The sequence below is a fragment of the Marinobacter alkaliphilus genome (assembly GCF_055394375.1).
Genome location: NZ_AP043751.1, coordinates 3,136,889 through 3,152,262 on the forward strand (window position 1 = coordinate 3,136,889; position 15,374 = coordinate 3,152,262).

The 15,374-nt window shown below is 57.5% G+C and carries 10 protein-coding genes; 2 read left to right on the top strand and 8 right to left on the bottom strand.

Going from position 1 to position 15,374, the window contains the following annotated elements; translation table 11 throughout:
- Window positions 1-222: 222 nt before the first annotated feature.
- From dinG to ACZ5Q2_RS14360, 5 genes are read right to left on the bottom strand one after another with little or no spacing between them, the layout of a single operon-like run.
- The gene (dinG, locus tag ACZ5Q2_RS14340) at window positions 223-2,403 is read right to left on the bottom strand and encodes an ATP-dependent DNA helicase DinG (RefSeq protein WP_230713944.1); all 2,181 of its coding nucleotides are present in this window, start codon (window positions 2,401-2,403) and stop codon (window positions 223-225) included.
- The gene (locus tag ACZ5Q2_RS14345; protein WP_230713945.1) at window positions 2,403-3,116 is read right to left on the bottom strand and encodes a general secretion pathway protein GspB; all 714 of its coding nucleotides are present in this window, start codon (window positions 3,114-3,116) and stop codon (window positions 2,403-2,405) included. Before ACZ5Q2_RS14345 ends, dinG begins: the two co-directional genes overlap by 1 nt.
- A 3-nt stretch (window positions 3,117-3,119) precedes the next feature.
- On the bottom strand, window positions 3,120-4,817 hold the full coding sequence (locus ACZ5Q2_RS14350; protein WP_432209946.1) for an ExeA family protein: 1,698 nt from the start codon (window positions 4,815-4,817) through the stop codon (window positions 3,120-3,122).
- 12 nt (window positions 4,818-4,829) lie between these two features.
- A complete protein-coding gene (locus ACZ5Q2_RS14355) occupies window positions 4,830-6,317 on the bottom strand; it encodes a DUF3336 domain-containing protein (RefSeq protein WP_061331116.1) in 1,488 nt (495 codons plus the stop codon).
- 23 nt (window positions 6,318-6,340) lie between these two features.
- Entirely contained in the window at window positions 6,341-7,114 is a 774-nt protein-coding gene (locus ACZ5Q2_RS14360; RefSeq protein WP_061331115.1) for an MlaA family lipoprotein, read from the bottom strand.
- A gap of 89 nt (window positions 7,115-7,203) precedes the next feature.
- Here ACZ5Q2_RS14360 and ACZ5Q2_RS14365 point away from each other — a divergent pair, with 89 nt between their 5' ends.
- Window positions 7,204-7,611 (top strand): acyl-CoA thioesterase, encoded by a 408-nt coding sequence (locus ACZ5Q2_RS14365; protein ID WP_061331114.1) that lies wholly within the window; start codon window positions 7,204-7,206, stop codon window positions 7,609-7,611.
- A gap of 6 nt (window positions 7,612-7,617) precedes the next feature.
- Here ACZ5Q2_RS14365 and ACZ5Q2_RS14370 read toward each other — a convergent pair whose 3' ends face one another.
- From ACZ5Q2_RS14370 to ACZ5Q2_RS14380, 3 genes are all read right to left on the bottom strand, one after another.
- Entirely contained in the window at window positions 7,618-8,739 is a 1,122-nt protein-coding gene (locus ACZ5Q2_RS14370) for a beta-ketoacyl-ACP synthase III (protein ID WP_061331113.1), read from the bottom strand.
- 149 nt (window positions 8,740-8,888) lie between these two features.
- The gene (gene hrpA, locus ACZ5Q2_RS14375; RefSeq protein WP_061331176.1) at window positions 8,889-12,749 is read right to left on the bottom strand and encodes an ATP-dependent RNA helicase HrpA; all 3,861 of its coding nucleotides are present in this window, start codon (window positions 12,747-12,749) and stop codon (window positions 8,889-8,891) included.
- Between the two features lie 218 nt (window positions 12,750-12,967).
- A complete protein-coding gene (locus tag ACZ5Q2_RS14380) occupies window positions 12,968-14,644 on the bottom strand; it encodes a long-chain fatty acid--CoA ligase (protein ID WP_061331112.1) in 1,677 nt (558 codons plus the stop codon).
- Between the two features lie 234 nt (window positions 14,645-14,878).
- Between ACZ5Q2_RS14380 and ACZ5Q2_RS14385 the strand changes: the two genes are divergently transcribed.
- The gene (locus ACZ5Q2_RS14385; protein ID WP_061331111.1) at window positions 14,879-15,364 is read left to right on the top strand and encodes a MaoC/PaaZ C-terminal domain-containing protein; all 486 of its coding nucleotides are present in this window, start codon (window positions 14,879-14,881) and stop codon (window positions 15,362-15,364) included.
- Window positions 15,365-15,374: the final 10 nt, after the last annotated feature.

The following is a 15,374-nucleotide window of genomic DNA, read 5'->3' on the forward strand; positions in this document are numbered from 1 at the left end:
CAGAATTAAGCCTCGTCACTACGCCCTTTGGACGATCCGTTTACGCCCCGTTAAGCCCTATTATTCAACCATGGTGAGGTTAACGCCTTGCCGGGAATTCTGAACTTCAGGCCTTCAGACTTCTTGTTCCGCGTTGTTTCGACGCCCGGGTTCGTTTGAACCCCTTTCGATAAGAGCCATCCCCTTTCGGGCTGGCTCTTTTTTTTATGGGCAGTATCCGGACTAATGCTCGATGATTCGGCGGAACGGTGGCAGTGCGTCCAGCAGCAACTGTCCGTATCGGCGTGCCACTATACGCCGGTCCAGAATGGTTACCCTCCCGGTATCCTGCTCGGTGCGCAACAGCCGCCCCACCGCCTGAACCAGCTTGACGGAGGCATCCGGCACGGTGATTTCCATAAACGGGTTGCCACCGCGCTGGGTTACCCACTCCGCCAAACTCGCCTCGATCGGGTCATCCGGCACAGAGAACGGCAGGCGGGTGATCACCACGTGGTGCAGATACTTTCCAGGCAGATCGATTCCCTCAGCAAAGCTGGCCACTCCGAACAGCACACTGGGTCGCCCTTCATCAACACGACTGCAGTGCGTCCGTAACACCTCGTTCTTGGCCATGTCATCCTGGGTGAGAATCAACTCGGGATAGTCCGGCGCCAAGGCATCCCTCACCTGTTGCATTTGCCGGCGGGATGTAAACAGAACCAGGGTGGCCTTCTCACCGGCCCAGAGATCTGGTAGCCGCTTGATCAGCGCCTCGGCAAAGCCATCATCGGTTGGCATGGCAGCCATAGCCGGCACTTCCACCGTGGCCATCTCGCCATAACGGAAGGAACTGGGCACCACCAGATAACGGCTGGCCTCTGGCAATCCCGCCCGGGAACGCAAACGGTCGAAACGGCCCAGGGCCGTCAGTGTGGCACTGGTCAGAACGGCGCCATAGACCCGCGACCACAGGCGGGAATACAACAGGTTGTCCGCCAGCACCGGTGAGCTGAACAGGGTAATATCTTCCGCGTGGTCCCAACGTTGGCGCACGGCCCAGCGGGCAGGCGGCGGCCCTTTACGAACGACCGGTGCAGCTTCTGCCGACTCATCGTTCTGTGGAATGACCGGCCCGGATTCACACCAGGCCGCCCACAGGCGCAGCTGCTCCTCAGCCCGGCTATGGAAGGCGCCAATCACCGGATACCAGGAATCGGCGGTTTCCCGGTCCAGCTCCGGATCTTTTCGCTCATCGAAGGCACTTTGCAGTTCATCCACCAGGGTACCCAGGTGCCGAACCAGTCCGGCGGTGACAATCCGGGTCTCCGCAGCCAACTCTGCAACCGCCTCTGGCAGCTCGCCATCCGGGTAACGCCACTGGGCGCTGCGCCGTTCGTCATTAAATTCCCAGCCGGTGTTCTGTTCAATCTCTTCGTAAACCCTGCCAAGGGCAATATCCAGATCACGGCCAGAAGTGCTGATTTTCTCAACCGCCTTGGCCGCCTGGGAGCCGCCAGGTAACCAGGGCTGCATCTTCACCAGGGCCTGGGATAACTGTTTCAGCCATTGCCGTGTGGAGTTCAACGGCACCGACGCGGCAAAATGGTTCAGCGCTTTGTCCGGCAGGTGATGCGCCTCGTCAAAGATGAACAGCGCGTTCTCCGGCTCCGGCAAAATGGCACCGCCGCCAAGGGCAAGGTCGGCCAACACCAGGTCGTGGTTGGCCACCACCACATCGGCGTCGTCCAGGTCTTTGCGGGCATCGAAAAACGCACAACTGTCGAAGTAGGCACAATGGCGATTGGTACACTGGCGGTGGTCGGTGGTCACCTGGCGCCAGATCTCATCGGGAATCTGCTCCGGCCAATGGTCCCGGTCGCCGTCCCATTCACGGGAACCGTAGGTGGCAAGCATCTTCTCAAAGGTGATTCGGCTTGCAGCCTCGTCATCCATGGGCTGATCAAGAAGGAACAGGGGCATGGTGTCGCTGTCACCATGGCCCTCGTCGTGTAACCGGGATTCCAGTCGAGACATGCACAGATAACGGCCCCGCCCCTTGGCAAGGGTCCAGCTGAAATCCAGTTTGCTGTGTTTACGGAGATCGGGAAGGTCCTTCAGAACAATCTGATCCTGCAGCGCCACGGTTGCCGTGGAGATCACCAGCGTTTTACCCAAGGCCTTGGCTACGGGTATTGCTGAGATCAGGTACGCCAGGGTTTTGCCGGTACCGGTGCCGGCTTCCACCACACAGGCTGCCGGTGGCGAGGTACGCTGGCCATCGTTGTCGGTGATTTCACCCATATAGCGGGCAATCTCCGCGATCATCAGCCGTTGGCCGTAACGGGCGCGAACGTCCTTACCGGCCAACACATCACGATAAGCCTGCTGAATCTGTTGTTTGACGTCGTCAGTCAGCGCCATTATCGCGGGCTCACCCAGTCTCGTACCGTGCCCACCCGAAAACGTTGGCCAGATTTGCTGAGAATCACGCCATCCTCGGTGATACGCTCAACCACCAGGCTGGCAAAGGTGTCGCCAGGGCGAAGATACTGATTGTTGATCATTACCCGGCTGGCCATGGGGTCGGATGAATAGATATGGCTATTGAAGGTCAAATCAGGAACGCTCTTTTGAAACGACAGCGGTAGTTCTACCAGGTGCGGCACTCTGCCCTGAGAGTCTGCCGGCGTCAACACCCATTCCCGAACAGACTGGTCCGGAACAATCACCAGGGGAGTTTCATTGCCGGATTCAGCCAGGGGCTCGTCTGCCACCTCAAATGCCGCAACCACTTCCTGGCTTGGCTCAGACTGTGGCGTAGCCTCAACCAGCACTGGCTCCCGGCCCGGTTGCCCCTGTGCGGACACCAAGACATCCGGATCGCCAACCAATGGCGCCTGTCGGGCCGCTGTTGGCGCGTCGTCAACCGGGCGCGGATCTGACGACTGCGCTGGCCAGAACAGGTAAGCCATCACAGCAGCATTGAGCAACAGCGCCAGAACCACCCAGACAACGGGTGATAACGGCTTCTTTTTGGGCCGATAGACCATTTGTACCTGCTGCCCCAGGTCTGGTGCCTTGCCCTGTCGCCGCTCGGCTTCGGATTTTCTCAACGCATCAAGAATATATGACATAGCCTACCCGCTATTGCCCACACGGGCCGCTACCAGCCGGGGTACATTCGTGCCCAGGTCATTATTGATCTGGATAATGGTCATCGGCCCGGCAATCCCATCCACCGTCAGTCCTTTGACCTCCTGATACCAGCGCACCTGTTCTTCGGTGGTCAGCCGCTTTACCCGGGCGCTCTCTGCCTGGTTCGGCGATATCCGATCTGCCAGCTCCATCATCCGCGCGCCCATCCATAGCTGTGCCCCGGAAGTTCCGGCAAAAAAACCGTCACCCGACATATATTCGGGCATTCGCCACAGCACCCGGAAATCACCGTACCAATACTGCTCTAACTGGCGAAACGGAATCTCCCGGGTTTCCCCCGCCAACTCGATACTGGCAGTATCACCCTCCAGAGATCGCAGCACCACATAGCCGGTGTCGCCTCGATCATTGCGAAGGTGCAGAATCGCCGGGCGATCCAGAAACTCCAGGCTTCGTCGGCTGCCTTGCCGTTCCAGGCAGCCAAGGCGGACTCTCCGGGCGTAATCGCAGGCAACCGGAAACTGCCGGGCGTCATACTCTTCGCCCCAAACGCCGAACAGCTGGCCAAATGCCTCGGTCAGCGCTTGGGTGTGGCGTTCAAACTCAAAGGAGGTTACACCGGGTTCCGCTGGCTCCGGAAGCGTATTCGGCTCAGCGGTGTCGAATTCGGGCTCAGCCACCACCGGATCACTGACACGCTCGATGACGCCGGAGATGGCGGGCGCGTCGAGGTCGTCAGCGAGGGTCTGCTCGGTTACCGGCAGCTGGAACAACCAGATGGTGCCAATGATCGCCACCAGAATCGACGCCGATAACAACAACAGATGACCCGCGCGGGAAACCTCCCTGCCACCCCCGGTGTTCATCAGGCGGCTGTTACCATGAACTTCCCGAGCTGCCTGGCGGATGTGGTCGGCGGTGATCTGGTGTTCACCCTCAGCATAAGCGCCCAGCAGCGCACGATCACTGATCAGGTTGATCAGGCGGGGAATTCCCAGGCTCTGGCGATAGAGTTTCCGGACGGCGGCCGGGCTGAAGATATCCCCGCGCAGCCCGGCGACACTCAAACGGTAGCGAAGGTAAGCCGGCAGATCTTCCTGCTCAATGGCATCCAGATGATACCGGGCGGTCACACGCTGGTTGAGCTGGCGCAATTCGGGCAGTGCCAGCATATCCTGCAATTCCGGCTGGCCCAACAGCACAATCTGAAGCAGCTTTTTCTCGGCAGTTTCCAGGTTGGTGAGCAGGCGCAATTGTTCCAGCACATCGGCGGACAGATTCTGGGCTTCGTCAATGATCAGAACTTTATGACGGCCCGCAGCGTGAGCCTTGAGCAAGTCCTGATTGATGCCATCCACCAGTTGCTTGATGGTGGCTTCCGGCGCATGGTCGATTTCCAGCTCGTCACAGATCGAAGACAACAGTTCCCGGGCAGACAGCCGCGGATTGAGAATCAGCGCAATGTCGACATGCTCGGGAGCATTCTCGATAAAGCAGCGGCATACGGTGGTTTTGCCGGTTCCCACCTCACCGGTAATGACAATAAACCCGCCCTGCCCCTGCACGCCGTACATCAGGTGCGCCAGGGCTTCCTTGTGGCGATCACTCAGGTACAGGTAGCGAGGGTCCGGTGCGATTGAAAACGGAGGTTCCCTAAAGCCGAAAAAATCGTAGTACATGGTTCCTCAGGATCAGGGTTTAGCCTTGTCGGCTCCGCTGACCAGTCGTAATTCAGCGGCCTTGCGGTTCTGTTGTTTCAGGCGACGAACGCACCGTTCAAGCGTTTTTGAAATGCGTGCGTGGGAGCGAATCATCGAAATTTTCGGCCAGGTTGCGCGCTCTCCGGCCAGAATCATCTCACGGACATACTCCGGGCTGGGATTCGACAGCATACGACGGAAGTCCCGGAATGCATAGGTGGGTGCAATCGTCACATCGCCGGAGTAGCGCTGAGCCATAATGGTGTACATCTGACCAGCCATCTGCCGCATCAGTTCCGGGCGTACCCTTTTTCTCAGATAATCGAACACACCCTGGCCGTGGAACTGGATCTCGGACTTCACCAGATGCATCGGCAGGCTTCCCAGGGACAGCTTTTCGTCCCGGCTCTGCTGGCTGAGGAACGGCACAACATGGGGATTGGTCTGACTGACAATGGTGAAGTTCACATCGTACAGATGGACCAATCGCTCAATCGGAAGGTCACTGACTACCGAGCCATCCACAAACTTCAACCGGGGCATGTACGGCAGCGAATTACCGTAAAGGTCTTTCTTCATCAGAGTAACGGGAGGGAAAATGCCTGGCACCGCGGCACTGGCAAGAGCCGCACTCCACACCTGGATATAAGGCGAGGTGTAACCGCACATCAACCGGGCTTTCTGGTGAGTCTGTACCGGAGACACACTGATATTGATGCTACGCCCGGTGCGCTGATAGGCCTCCTCAAAGGTGTAGTCGCCGATGTTTGCCCGCAGGCAGTTTTTCAGGGTTTCCTGATCCATCAGGCCATCACCCCGCATGGCGCTCATGATCCCCCGCCACTTCCAGGCGTTGAGGTTGTGGTTCTCGGGCACCAGCATCTCGGGGATTTCCGCGTCAGTATGCACGCCGAGGATACCGGCAATGATGGCACCAATACTGGAACCCGCAATAACCTGCGGTAGCAGGCCTTTTTCCCAGAGCGCCTTGATCACACCGAAATGGAACATGCCCAGACTGGCGCCGCCGCTGAGCAGCAACGTTGGCCTGCCATAACTGGTCAGGGTGTCTCTGAAGAACTGGAGCTTGTCGTAGACGGGGAAGCCTGGCACCGGATGATCACACAGATAATCCAGGGCCTCGCACACCTGGGTGATGTACTCCTCGATCAGGTGCTTGGTACCAACCCGGGAACGGGTGTAAAGCGCGGGATTGCCCATGTTGCCAAGATCATGGTGGAGGCCTTCCCGGAGCGCTCGCTTCAAACGCTCGAAGTCGTTCTGCTGACGATACTGCTTGATGTTACTGAGCCGGTCATAGATCAGCTCATAGTGATAAAGGTCAGATGCAAAGTCCTCCTTCCACTCCGCGTTGCCTTCGAGAAAATCCAGTTCCAGCGCGGCAGCCTTCCACTGTTCATAATTGGGAGCTTCCGCCAACAACTTGCGGAATCGGGCTATCCTGGGGTCCTTGATCACCTGCGGCCTCCCGGCGTGAACGCTCAGAAATCGTCGAGCATGAAGTCGTCATCATCTGCGAAGGGGTCTTGCGTGATCTTACCATCGTTAATCAGGAATTCACGACGCTGCAGGAAAGCATTACGCACAAACGTGTACCGGTCACCAGAAATAAAGCTTTCTGCCGGGATAAGGTCGGCCCGCTTATCAACAATCTGTAATGCCCGCAGGTAATATCGCTCGGGACTGCTGACCTCATCCCAGGCAGATGGCAAAAGGAACCCGTCAGTTGCCATGCCGGTAAAATAGCGCGGAGTCGCCGGGCCGAGAAGCGGCATCACCAGGTATGGGCCAGAGCCAACACCCCAGTATCCCAGGGTTTGACCAAAATCTTCCGGGCGCTCGGGCAAATCAAAGGCGGTGGCCACATCAAAAATACCCCCGAGGCCAAACACCGTGTTGTAGGTGAAGCGCCCGGCGGCCACCACGGCCGACTCCCCTTTCAACTGCAGCAAGCTGTTGCTGAAATTGCGGATTTCGGTGAGATTATTGAAAAAGTTGGTAATACCCCGGTCAACAATCGTGGGCGTGACGGTGCGGTAGGCCTGGGCGACGGGGCGGAGAAACCAACGATCAATGGCATCGTTGAACGAAAACACCTTCCGGTTCCAGCTCTCGTAAGGATCATCGGTATTGACCGGGGTTGAACCCTCGGGAACCGGCTCCTGCATGTTCTGGGCGTGTAACTGGCCACCTGAAAACGTCAGCAGTATCAGAGCGGCCAGCGTGGTCAGGCGCCGGGATAAAAGGTTTCTCATTTTGCTCTCTTGGGTTGTTTAACCTGTTTCAGTTCGTCGACAATACCGGCGCTTGATTATTATTATGAACGTCATCCGGAGGAAATCAGATGTCAGTACCGGGAAATCCCGTCAGTTCCCTGACCATGTCGCTGCGATGGGGCGATATGGATGCATACGGCCACGCCAATAACACGGTTTACTTCCGCTTCTTTGAAGAAGCCCGGATTGTCTGGCTGTCGTCACTGGAACTGGGTGGCGCGGAAGAGCCAACCGGACCGGTCATTATAAAGACCAGTGCCACATTTCTGAAGGAATTGACTCACCCCGCCAACGTCGTTGTTGAAACATACGCGGACAAAGCGGGAAATACCAGTCTGGATACCTACCACCTGCTGAAAGATTCAGATACCGGGGTAGTTTACGCGGAAGGCTACGCCAAGATTGTCTGGATGGATCGGGCTTCCCGAAAGTCCACCCCCCTGCCAGACACCCTGAGGGCGCTGGCAGCGAGGTAACAGGCCTCACCGGTGGCGAACAACCACGCTACCGATGGAATAGCCGGCGCCGAAGGAGCAGATCACGCCCAGGTCGCCGGTTTTCAGGTCATCTTTGTGTTTATGGAAGGCAATGATCGAACCGGCCGAGCTGGTGTTGGCGTATTCGTCCAGAATCACCGGCGCTTCCTCGACCGTTGCATCCCGGCCGAGAACCTTTCTGGCAATCAGTTGGTTCATGTTCAGGTTGGCCTGGTGCAGCCACATGCGTTTGAGGTCTTCAGGCGTCAGCTGCAGGGATGCCAGATGGCCCTGAATGGTGTCTGCCACCAGCGGTGACACCTCTTTGAACACTTTGCGACCCTGCTGAATGAATAGCTTGTCCGGCTTGCCAATACCCGATTCGTCTGCCCGGTTCAGGAAGCCAAAGTTGTTCCGGATATTGTTGGAAAACTGAGTCTTCAGGCGGGTGCCGAGAATTTCAAAACCCTGGCCTGCCTGGGTGTCCTCTTCCCTTTCCACCAGAATCGCCGTGCAGGCATCGCCGAATATGAAGTGGCTGTCCCGGTCCCGGAAATTCAGATGCCCGGAGCAGATTTCCGGACTGACCACCAGAACCCCTCTGGCGCTACCGTTTTCCACCGCGTTCACCGCGGCCTGGATTCCAAAGGTGGCGGAGCTGCAGGCCACATTCATGTCATAAGCAAAACCGTCGATGCCCATGGCTTGCTGGACTTCAATGGAAATGGCCGGATAGGCGCGCTGCAGGTTGGAACAGGCAACAATCACCGCATCCACATCTGCCGGAGTTTTGCCCGCCTGCTCCAGTGCTTCCTTACAGGCCACAATGGCCATCTCGCACTGGACTGACGGTTCGTCGTTATCCCGGTCCGGAATATTCGGTGTCATGCGCTTCGGGTCCAGGATACCTTCACGGTCAATCACATGACGGCGCTTGATACCCGATGCCTTTTCAATAAAGGCAGATGACGAAGGTTGCAGAGCCGTCAGTTCACCGCGGGCTATCTCTTCCGCATGTTCATCGTTATACAGCTCTACGTATTGATTGAAGGCTTCAACCAGTTGATCGTTTTCAATAATGGCGGGTGGCGTATACAGGCCGGTTCCGCTGATGACGGCTTTAATCACAATAACCCCACGTCATGGTTGTAATAAGACACTATGCTGTCAGAAATACTAACACACACGGCCGGAATTGCCCGCCTGACCAAAGTCCAGTAGCACCAGAACAGTGCAGCCCTCCCTCACACTGGCCCGAGAAGCACCATATTCAGGCCCTACACCCGTGTGTTCTGCCACTGTTTATCGAGTCGCTTGGCCGATACGGTCATCGCCGTGCCCAGTTGTTGGGCAAAGAATGAGATCCGATATTCTTCCAGCATCCAGCGGTACAGCTCCAGTTCAGGGTCCCGCACACCTTGGCGTTTCTGCTGTTCCAGCTTGGTGGCGTAGCGGGCCCATAGTGGCTCAATGGTGTGCAGGAATTCGCGCTCGCGGCCCATCTCCCTGGGCATTTTTTCCAGGCGAATCAAGGCAGCCTCGAAATACACCCCGAAGCGTTCCAGCCACTGGGATGGCGTGGCCACCAGGAAGCCCGGATAGACCAGGTGCTGAAGCTGGAATTTCAGATCTGCCATGCTCTGCGCCAGCGCCAGGTTAATTTTGCCCTTGAGCTGTTTGGCCACTTTCTGGTAACCGGCCATAGCCTGGTAAAGGCGTTCGTCGGCCTGCTCTAACGCCGGAATAAAATCCCCGCGGTGGGCATCGAACACTCGGATAAAGCTTTCTTCGTCTCTGGGCAGGGTTCCGGGCAGGAAGTGTTGCATCACCGCAGACAACAACAGATCGTCCAGCAGCACCTTCGCCTGTCCTACCGGGGCAAACATCAGCGCGGACTGTTTGAACCGGGGCAGCTTGCGCTCAAGGTCCGCGAGGGTGTTGCCAAACCGGTTGATGATCAGCCGGGCAATACCCCGGCGCATGGTGTCCTCAGCCGTTAACCGGTCCAGGCAGCGAATGGACCGTACTTGCTTGCCCAGGTCCTCAAGGGCGGGATAGACGGTTACCTGCATACCGCCTTTTTCGGTCTGCACCTGCTCGGGCATATTGCCAAACTGCCAGTCACTGAATTCTTTCGGTGCTCTCGAACGATCATCGTCGCTGGTAGCCGAGGCCAGCGACGCTTCCGCCCGACCCTCCAGCTTGGCCTGCAAATCGTCGGTATCCCGGCTCTCTGCCACCACTTTGCCTTTGTCTCCGGTTACCCGAAGGTTCATCCGCAGGTGCCGGGGCAATTCGTCCTCCGGCCAGGCTTCCGGATCAATCTGCACACCGGTCATCCGGCGCAGTTGATCCCCCAGTTTCAGGGCAAGGGGCTCGTTGCCAGGCTGCATGTTGGCGAGGGCGGCATCGACGAAATCCGGAACCGGCACAAAGTTACGGCGCAGGGATTTGGGCAACCCTTTCACCAGGGCGATGCATTTTTCTCGCAACAGCCCCGGCACCAGCCATTCCAGCCGGCGTGACGGAATCTGCTTGAGCGCCATCAACGGCACCTGCAGGGTTACCCCGTCCCGCTCGCTGGTGGGCTCGAATTCGTAACTGAGCGGGTACTTGACGCCTTCCCACTCCAGATAATCCGGATATTGCTCCGCTGCGCCTTGGTCCAGCGGGCGCTGCAAGACATCGGCCTCGGTCAGCTCCAGTTTGCGAAGTTCGTCGGCAGACAGGCCCTTCCACCAGCTTTCAAAGTGGCGACCGCTAACAATGTCTTTCGGCAGCCTCTGGTCGTAAAAGGCCACCAACACCTCGTCATCCACCAACAGGTCACGACGGCGGGTTTTCTTCTCCAGGTTCTCGACGGTATCGAGCATCTCCCGATTGCGGGCAATAAACGGAGCCTTTGAGCGGTAATCCCCCTCCACCAGGGCGCGCCGGATGAACAGATTCCGGCATTCCTCCGGGTCTACCTTGGCGTAGGGAATCCGCCGCTTGGCGACGATATCGAGTCCATACAGAGTCACCTTCTCGTAACCCATCACCTGGGCTCGTTTCTGCTCCCAGTGGGGTTCGAAAAAGTGGTGCTTTACGACATGGCCTGCAAGGGGCTCAACCCATTCCGGCTGGATAGCAGCAACCATGCGGGCGAATACCTTGCTGGTTTCCACAATTTCCGCCGCCACAATCCACTTGGGCCCGGACTTGGCCACCTTCGAACCAGGAAAGATCATCACTTTCCGATTTCGAGTGGCCAGGTATTCCCGCTTCTCTACCTTGACCGCAACGTGGCCCAGCAAACCGGCAAGAATCGCCTTGTGCATGGACTCATAGCTTGCCGGCTGCTTGTTCAGTGCCAGTTTCTGCTCCCGACAGATCAACGTCAGTTGCCGGTGAATATCCCGCCACTCGCGCATTCGCATCCAGCTCAGGAAGGTTTTCTGGCAAAGCCTCTTTAGCTGGTTCTGGGATTGCTCCTGGCGTTGCTCCTCAAACCAGTTCCAGATATTCAACAAGGTGGCAAAGTCCGATTCCTTGTCGTTGAACGGTGCGTGGGCCTGGTCGGCTGCCTGCTGTTTGTCCTGGGGCCGCTCTCTTGGGTCCTGGACACTGAGGCCGGCAATCACAATCAGCACTTCGCTCAGGCTGCCCTGCTCAGCGGCCGTCACCAGCATCCGTGCCAGGCGTGGGTCCAGTGGCAGGCGTGCCATGGTCCGGCCGAGACGGCTCACTCGGCGTTTATCGTCAACAGCGCTCAGCTCTTCCAGCAGCTTGTAGCCATCGTTCACCTGGCGGCGATCCGGCGCTTCCAGGAAGGGGAAATTCTGGATATCGCCCAGGCCCGAGGTGGCCATTTGCAGGATGACCGAGGCCAGATTGGTTCTCAGGATTTCCGGGTCGGTATACTCGGGCCGGTTAAGAAAATCGGCTTCATCATAGAGACGGAAACAGATACCTGGCGCCACTCGCCCGCAACGCCCCGCCCGCTGGTTGGCGCTGGCCTGGGAGATTGGCTCGATCGGCAAGCGCTGAATCTTGGAGCGAACGCTGTAACGGCTGATTCGCGCAACCCCGGTATCGATCACGTAACGAATACCGGGTACCGTCAGCGAGGTTTCCGCCACGTTGGTGGACAATACAAGCCGCCGGCCTTTATGGGCCTGGAAAACCCGGTTCTGTTCCTGGTTACTGAGCCGGGAATATAACGGCAATACTTCGGTGTGTCGCAGCTCCGCATGCCGCAGCACTTTACTGAGCGCCCGTATTTCCCGCTCACCCGGCAGGAACACCAACACATCTCCTGGGGGCTGCTTCTCCTTGCGTTCGTGCTGTTCGATCTCCTCAAGGGCTGACAGTACGCCGTCGGTCCAGCCCTGGTCACGGTCGTCTTCATCGCCGGTCAGGGGCCGATAGCGGACGTCCACCGGAAACGTTCGGCCGCTGACCTCAATAACCGGTGCTTTATCGAAGAACTCGCTGAAGCGATCAACCTCAATGGTGGCGGAGGTAATGATGACTTTCAGATCCGGCCGTTTCGGTAACAGTTGCTTGAGGTACCCGAGCAGGAAATCGATATTCAGGCTTCGTTCATGGGCCTCATCGATAATCAGCGTGTCATAACGATCCAGAAAGCGGTCGTGCTGGATCTCCGCCAGCAGGATGCCATCGGTCATGACCTTGACCCGGGACGCCTCCGAGGTGTTGTCGGTAAAGCGCACCTGGTAACCGATCTGCTGGCCAACCTGTTCACCAAGCTCTTCGGCGATACGGGCGGCGACACTGCGCGCGGCAATCCGGCGCGGTTGGGTGTGGCCAATCAGCCCACGAACGCCACGGCCATGGTTCAGGCAGATTTTCGGAATCTGGGTGGTTTTACCGGAGCCGGTTTCACCGGCGATGATCACCACCTGATGATGACGAATGGCCTCGCTGATGTCGTCCACCCGATCACTGACCGGTAGTCCCGGCGGAAAACTCGCTGGGCGGTGCAGCGCCTGACGCTGGCGCACCTTCTCAAGCCCCTGTTCCAACCAGTTCGCCATCTGTTCCAGGTCTTTCTGGCCCGGCTTGCCCTTGGTTCGGCCCACTCTGCGGATAATGCGCGCCGCTTCCTGCTGGTTACAGACATCCAGCTGGCTCATAAAGGCCTTCACTGCCGCCTGAGGATCAGCAGCCGTGGGTTGGGCGTTATCGGGCGTTGTTTTGTCAGTCATTGAACGGCAACAGACTCATGGATTGATGGATGCATCACAAGGCGCCACAGTCTAGCGGGAAATCCAAACGGTAGAAACACAAAGACCCTGCCTGAGCAGGGTCTTTGTGGGAAGCAGTGCAACCTCGCGGTTGCACCAATCGCCGTTTACTTGGCGTTGGCTTCATCCCGCAGTTCACGGCGCAGAATCTTGCCCACGTTACTCTTGGGCAGCTCGTCCCGGAACTCAAAGTGCTTGGGCACTTTGTAGGCGGTCAGGCGCTCGCGGCAGAACTCTTTGAGTTCGTTTGCGGTGACACCGTCTTTCGTGGGCACCACGTAGACCTTGACGGCCTCGCCGCTCTTGGCGTCCGGAATGCCCACAGCGGCGCACTCAACCACTTTCGGATGGCTGGTTACCACGTCTTCAATCTCGTTCGGGAACACGTTGAAGCCAGAGACAATGATCATGTCTTTCTTGCGATCAACAATGCGGATATAGCCATCTTCCTGGATCAGTGCAACGTCACCGGTTTTCAGGAAGCCATCGTCAGTGAAGGACTTCTGGGTGTCTTCCGGGCGCTGCCAGTAACCACGCATCACCTGCGGGCCTTTCACACACAGTTCCCCGGGCTCACCGATGGGTGTTTCGTTGCCGTCGTCGTCGATGGTTTTAACCACGGTGGACGGGATCGGCAGGCCGATGGTGCCGATCTGGATAGCGCTGCGGGGGTTGAAGGTAACCACCGGAGAGGTTTCAGTCATGCCGTAACCTTCACTGATCTCACAACCGGTCACCCGTTCCCACATTTTTGCGGTATCGCTGGTCAGCGCCATACCACCAGAAGCCGTCAGCTTCAGGCCGGAGAAATCCAGATCCTGGAAGTCCTCGTTGTTACATAGGGCCACGAACAGGGTGTTCAGGCCAATGAAAGCAGAGAACTTCTGCTTCTGCATTTCCTTCACGAAGCCCGGAATATCGCGCGGGTTCGGGATCAGAACGTTGTGGGCGCCGGCTTCCAGCATGATGCCGCAGTTCAGGGTAAACGAGTAGATGTGGTACAGCGGCAGCGGTGCAATCACCACTTCCTTGCCCTCTTCTACCTGGTCTTCCATCATCGGGCGCACCTGGGTCAGGTTGGCCACCAGGTTAGCGTGGGTCAGCATCGCGCCCTTGGCGACACCCGTGGTGCCACCGGTGTACTGCAGTACAGCCAGGTCGTCCAGATTGATGTCAACCGGAGTGAACTTCTCACGGGCACCGGCACTGAGCACCGCCGGCAGTTTGTGGGCAGTCGGCAGGTTGTAGGACGGAACCATCTTCTTGACGTGCTTCACCACAGCGTTCATCAGGGTACGCTTGATGGGTGAATGCATATCGGCAATTTCAGTCACGATCACGTGCTCAATGCCGGTATGGGGCAGCACTTTTTCCGCATTGTCTGCCATGTTGGCCAGCACCACCAGCGCCTTGGCACCGGAATCGTTGAACTGGTGTTCCATTTCACGGGTGGTGTACAGGGGGTTGGTGTTAACCACGATCAGGCCAGCACGCATGGCACCGAAGACAATCACCGGGTACTGGGTAATGTTGGGCATTTGCACCGCAATGCGATCACCCGGTTTGAGATCGGTTTTGTTCTGCAGCCAGGCCGCAAAATTACGGCTCTGAGTATCAAGATCCCGGTATGTCAGGGTGACGCCAACCGCAGTGAACGCAGGCTTGTCTGCAAACTTCTTAACAGCCTGTTCAAATACATCCACCATGTTTTTGTATTTCTTGAGATCTACCTCACGGGGAATGCCGGCGGGGTACTTGTCTTGATAGAACTGCTCAAAATCCATCACCATCTCCTGTCTGATTGGCGCTATTGGGGAGCCACCGGATGGGTTCAGAAGCTCCCTGATTGTAATGTTTTGCCAAGGCCGAACTGATCAAAAAATCAACCCGACAAAAGTCTCAGCCTTAAAAAGTCGGGAGAGAATAGCAGTTTTGTTAACGATGAGGTAGTTTCCGAAGCGTTAAACGGTACAACTGTATACCCCTTTCAAACACTTCTTCCATCACCGGAGTCTGTGATGAGCGACACCCTGGATACCCTTGAAAATATTACCTATGACGAATTGAACGAGGGCGACTCTGCCACCTTCACCCGGACACTGACCGAAGATGAGCTGGTATTGTTTGCAGCGGTGTCGGGGGATGTGAACCCGGTACACCTGGACTCCCAGTTTGCCGCGGAGTCCATGTTCAAAGAGCGCATTGCCCATGGAATGTGGAGTGGCTCTCTGATTTCTGCCGCACTGGCCACGGTCATGCCCGGCCCCGGCACCATTTACCTTGAGCAGAGCCTGTCGTTCAAGCGCCCGGTCAAACTGGACGACACCCTGACCGTCACCCTCACCGTAGTGCGCAAAGAACCGAAGAATCGCGTGGTACTCCAGTGCGATGTGCGCAATCAGAATGACAGCCAAGTGGTGACCGGCGAGGCGAAAGTCATCGCCCCCACCGAGAAAATCTCACTGCAAAAGCCACGCCTGCCGAAAATTACTATCGAAAGCTGAGGTCGGGCCC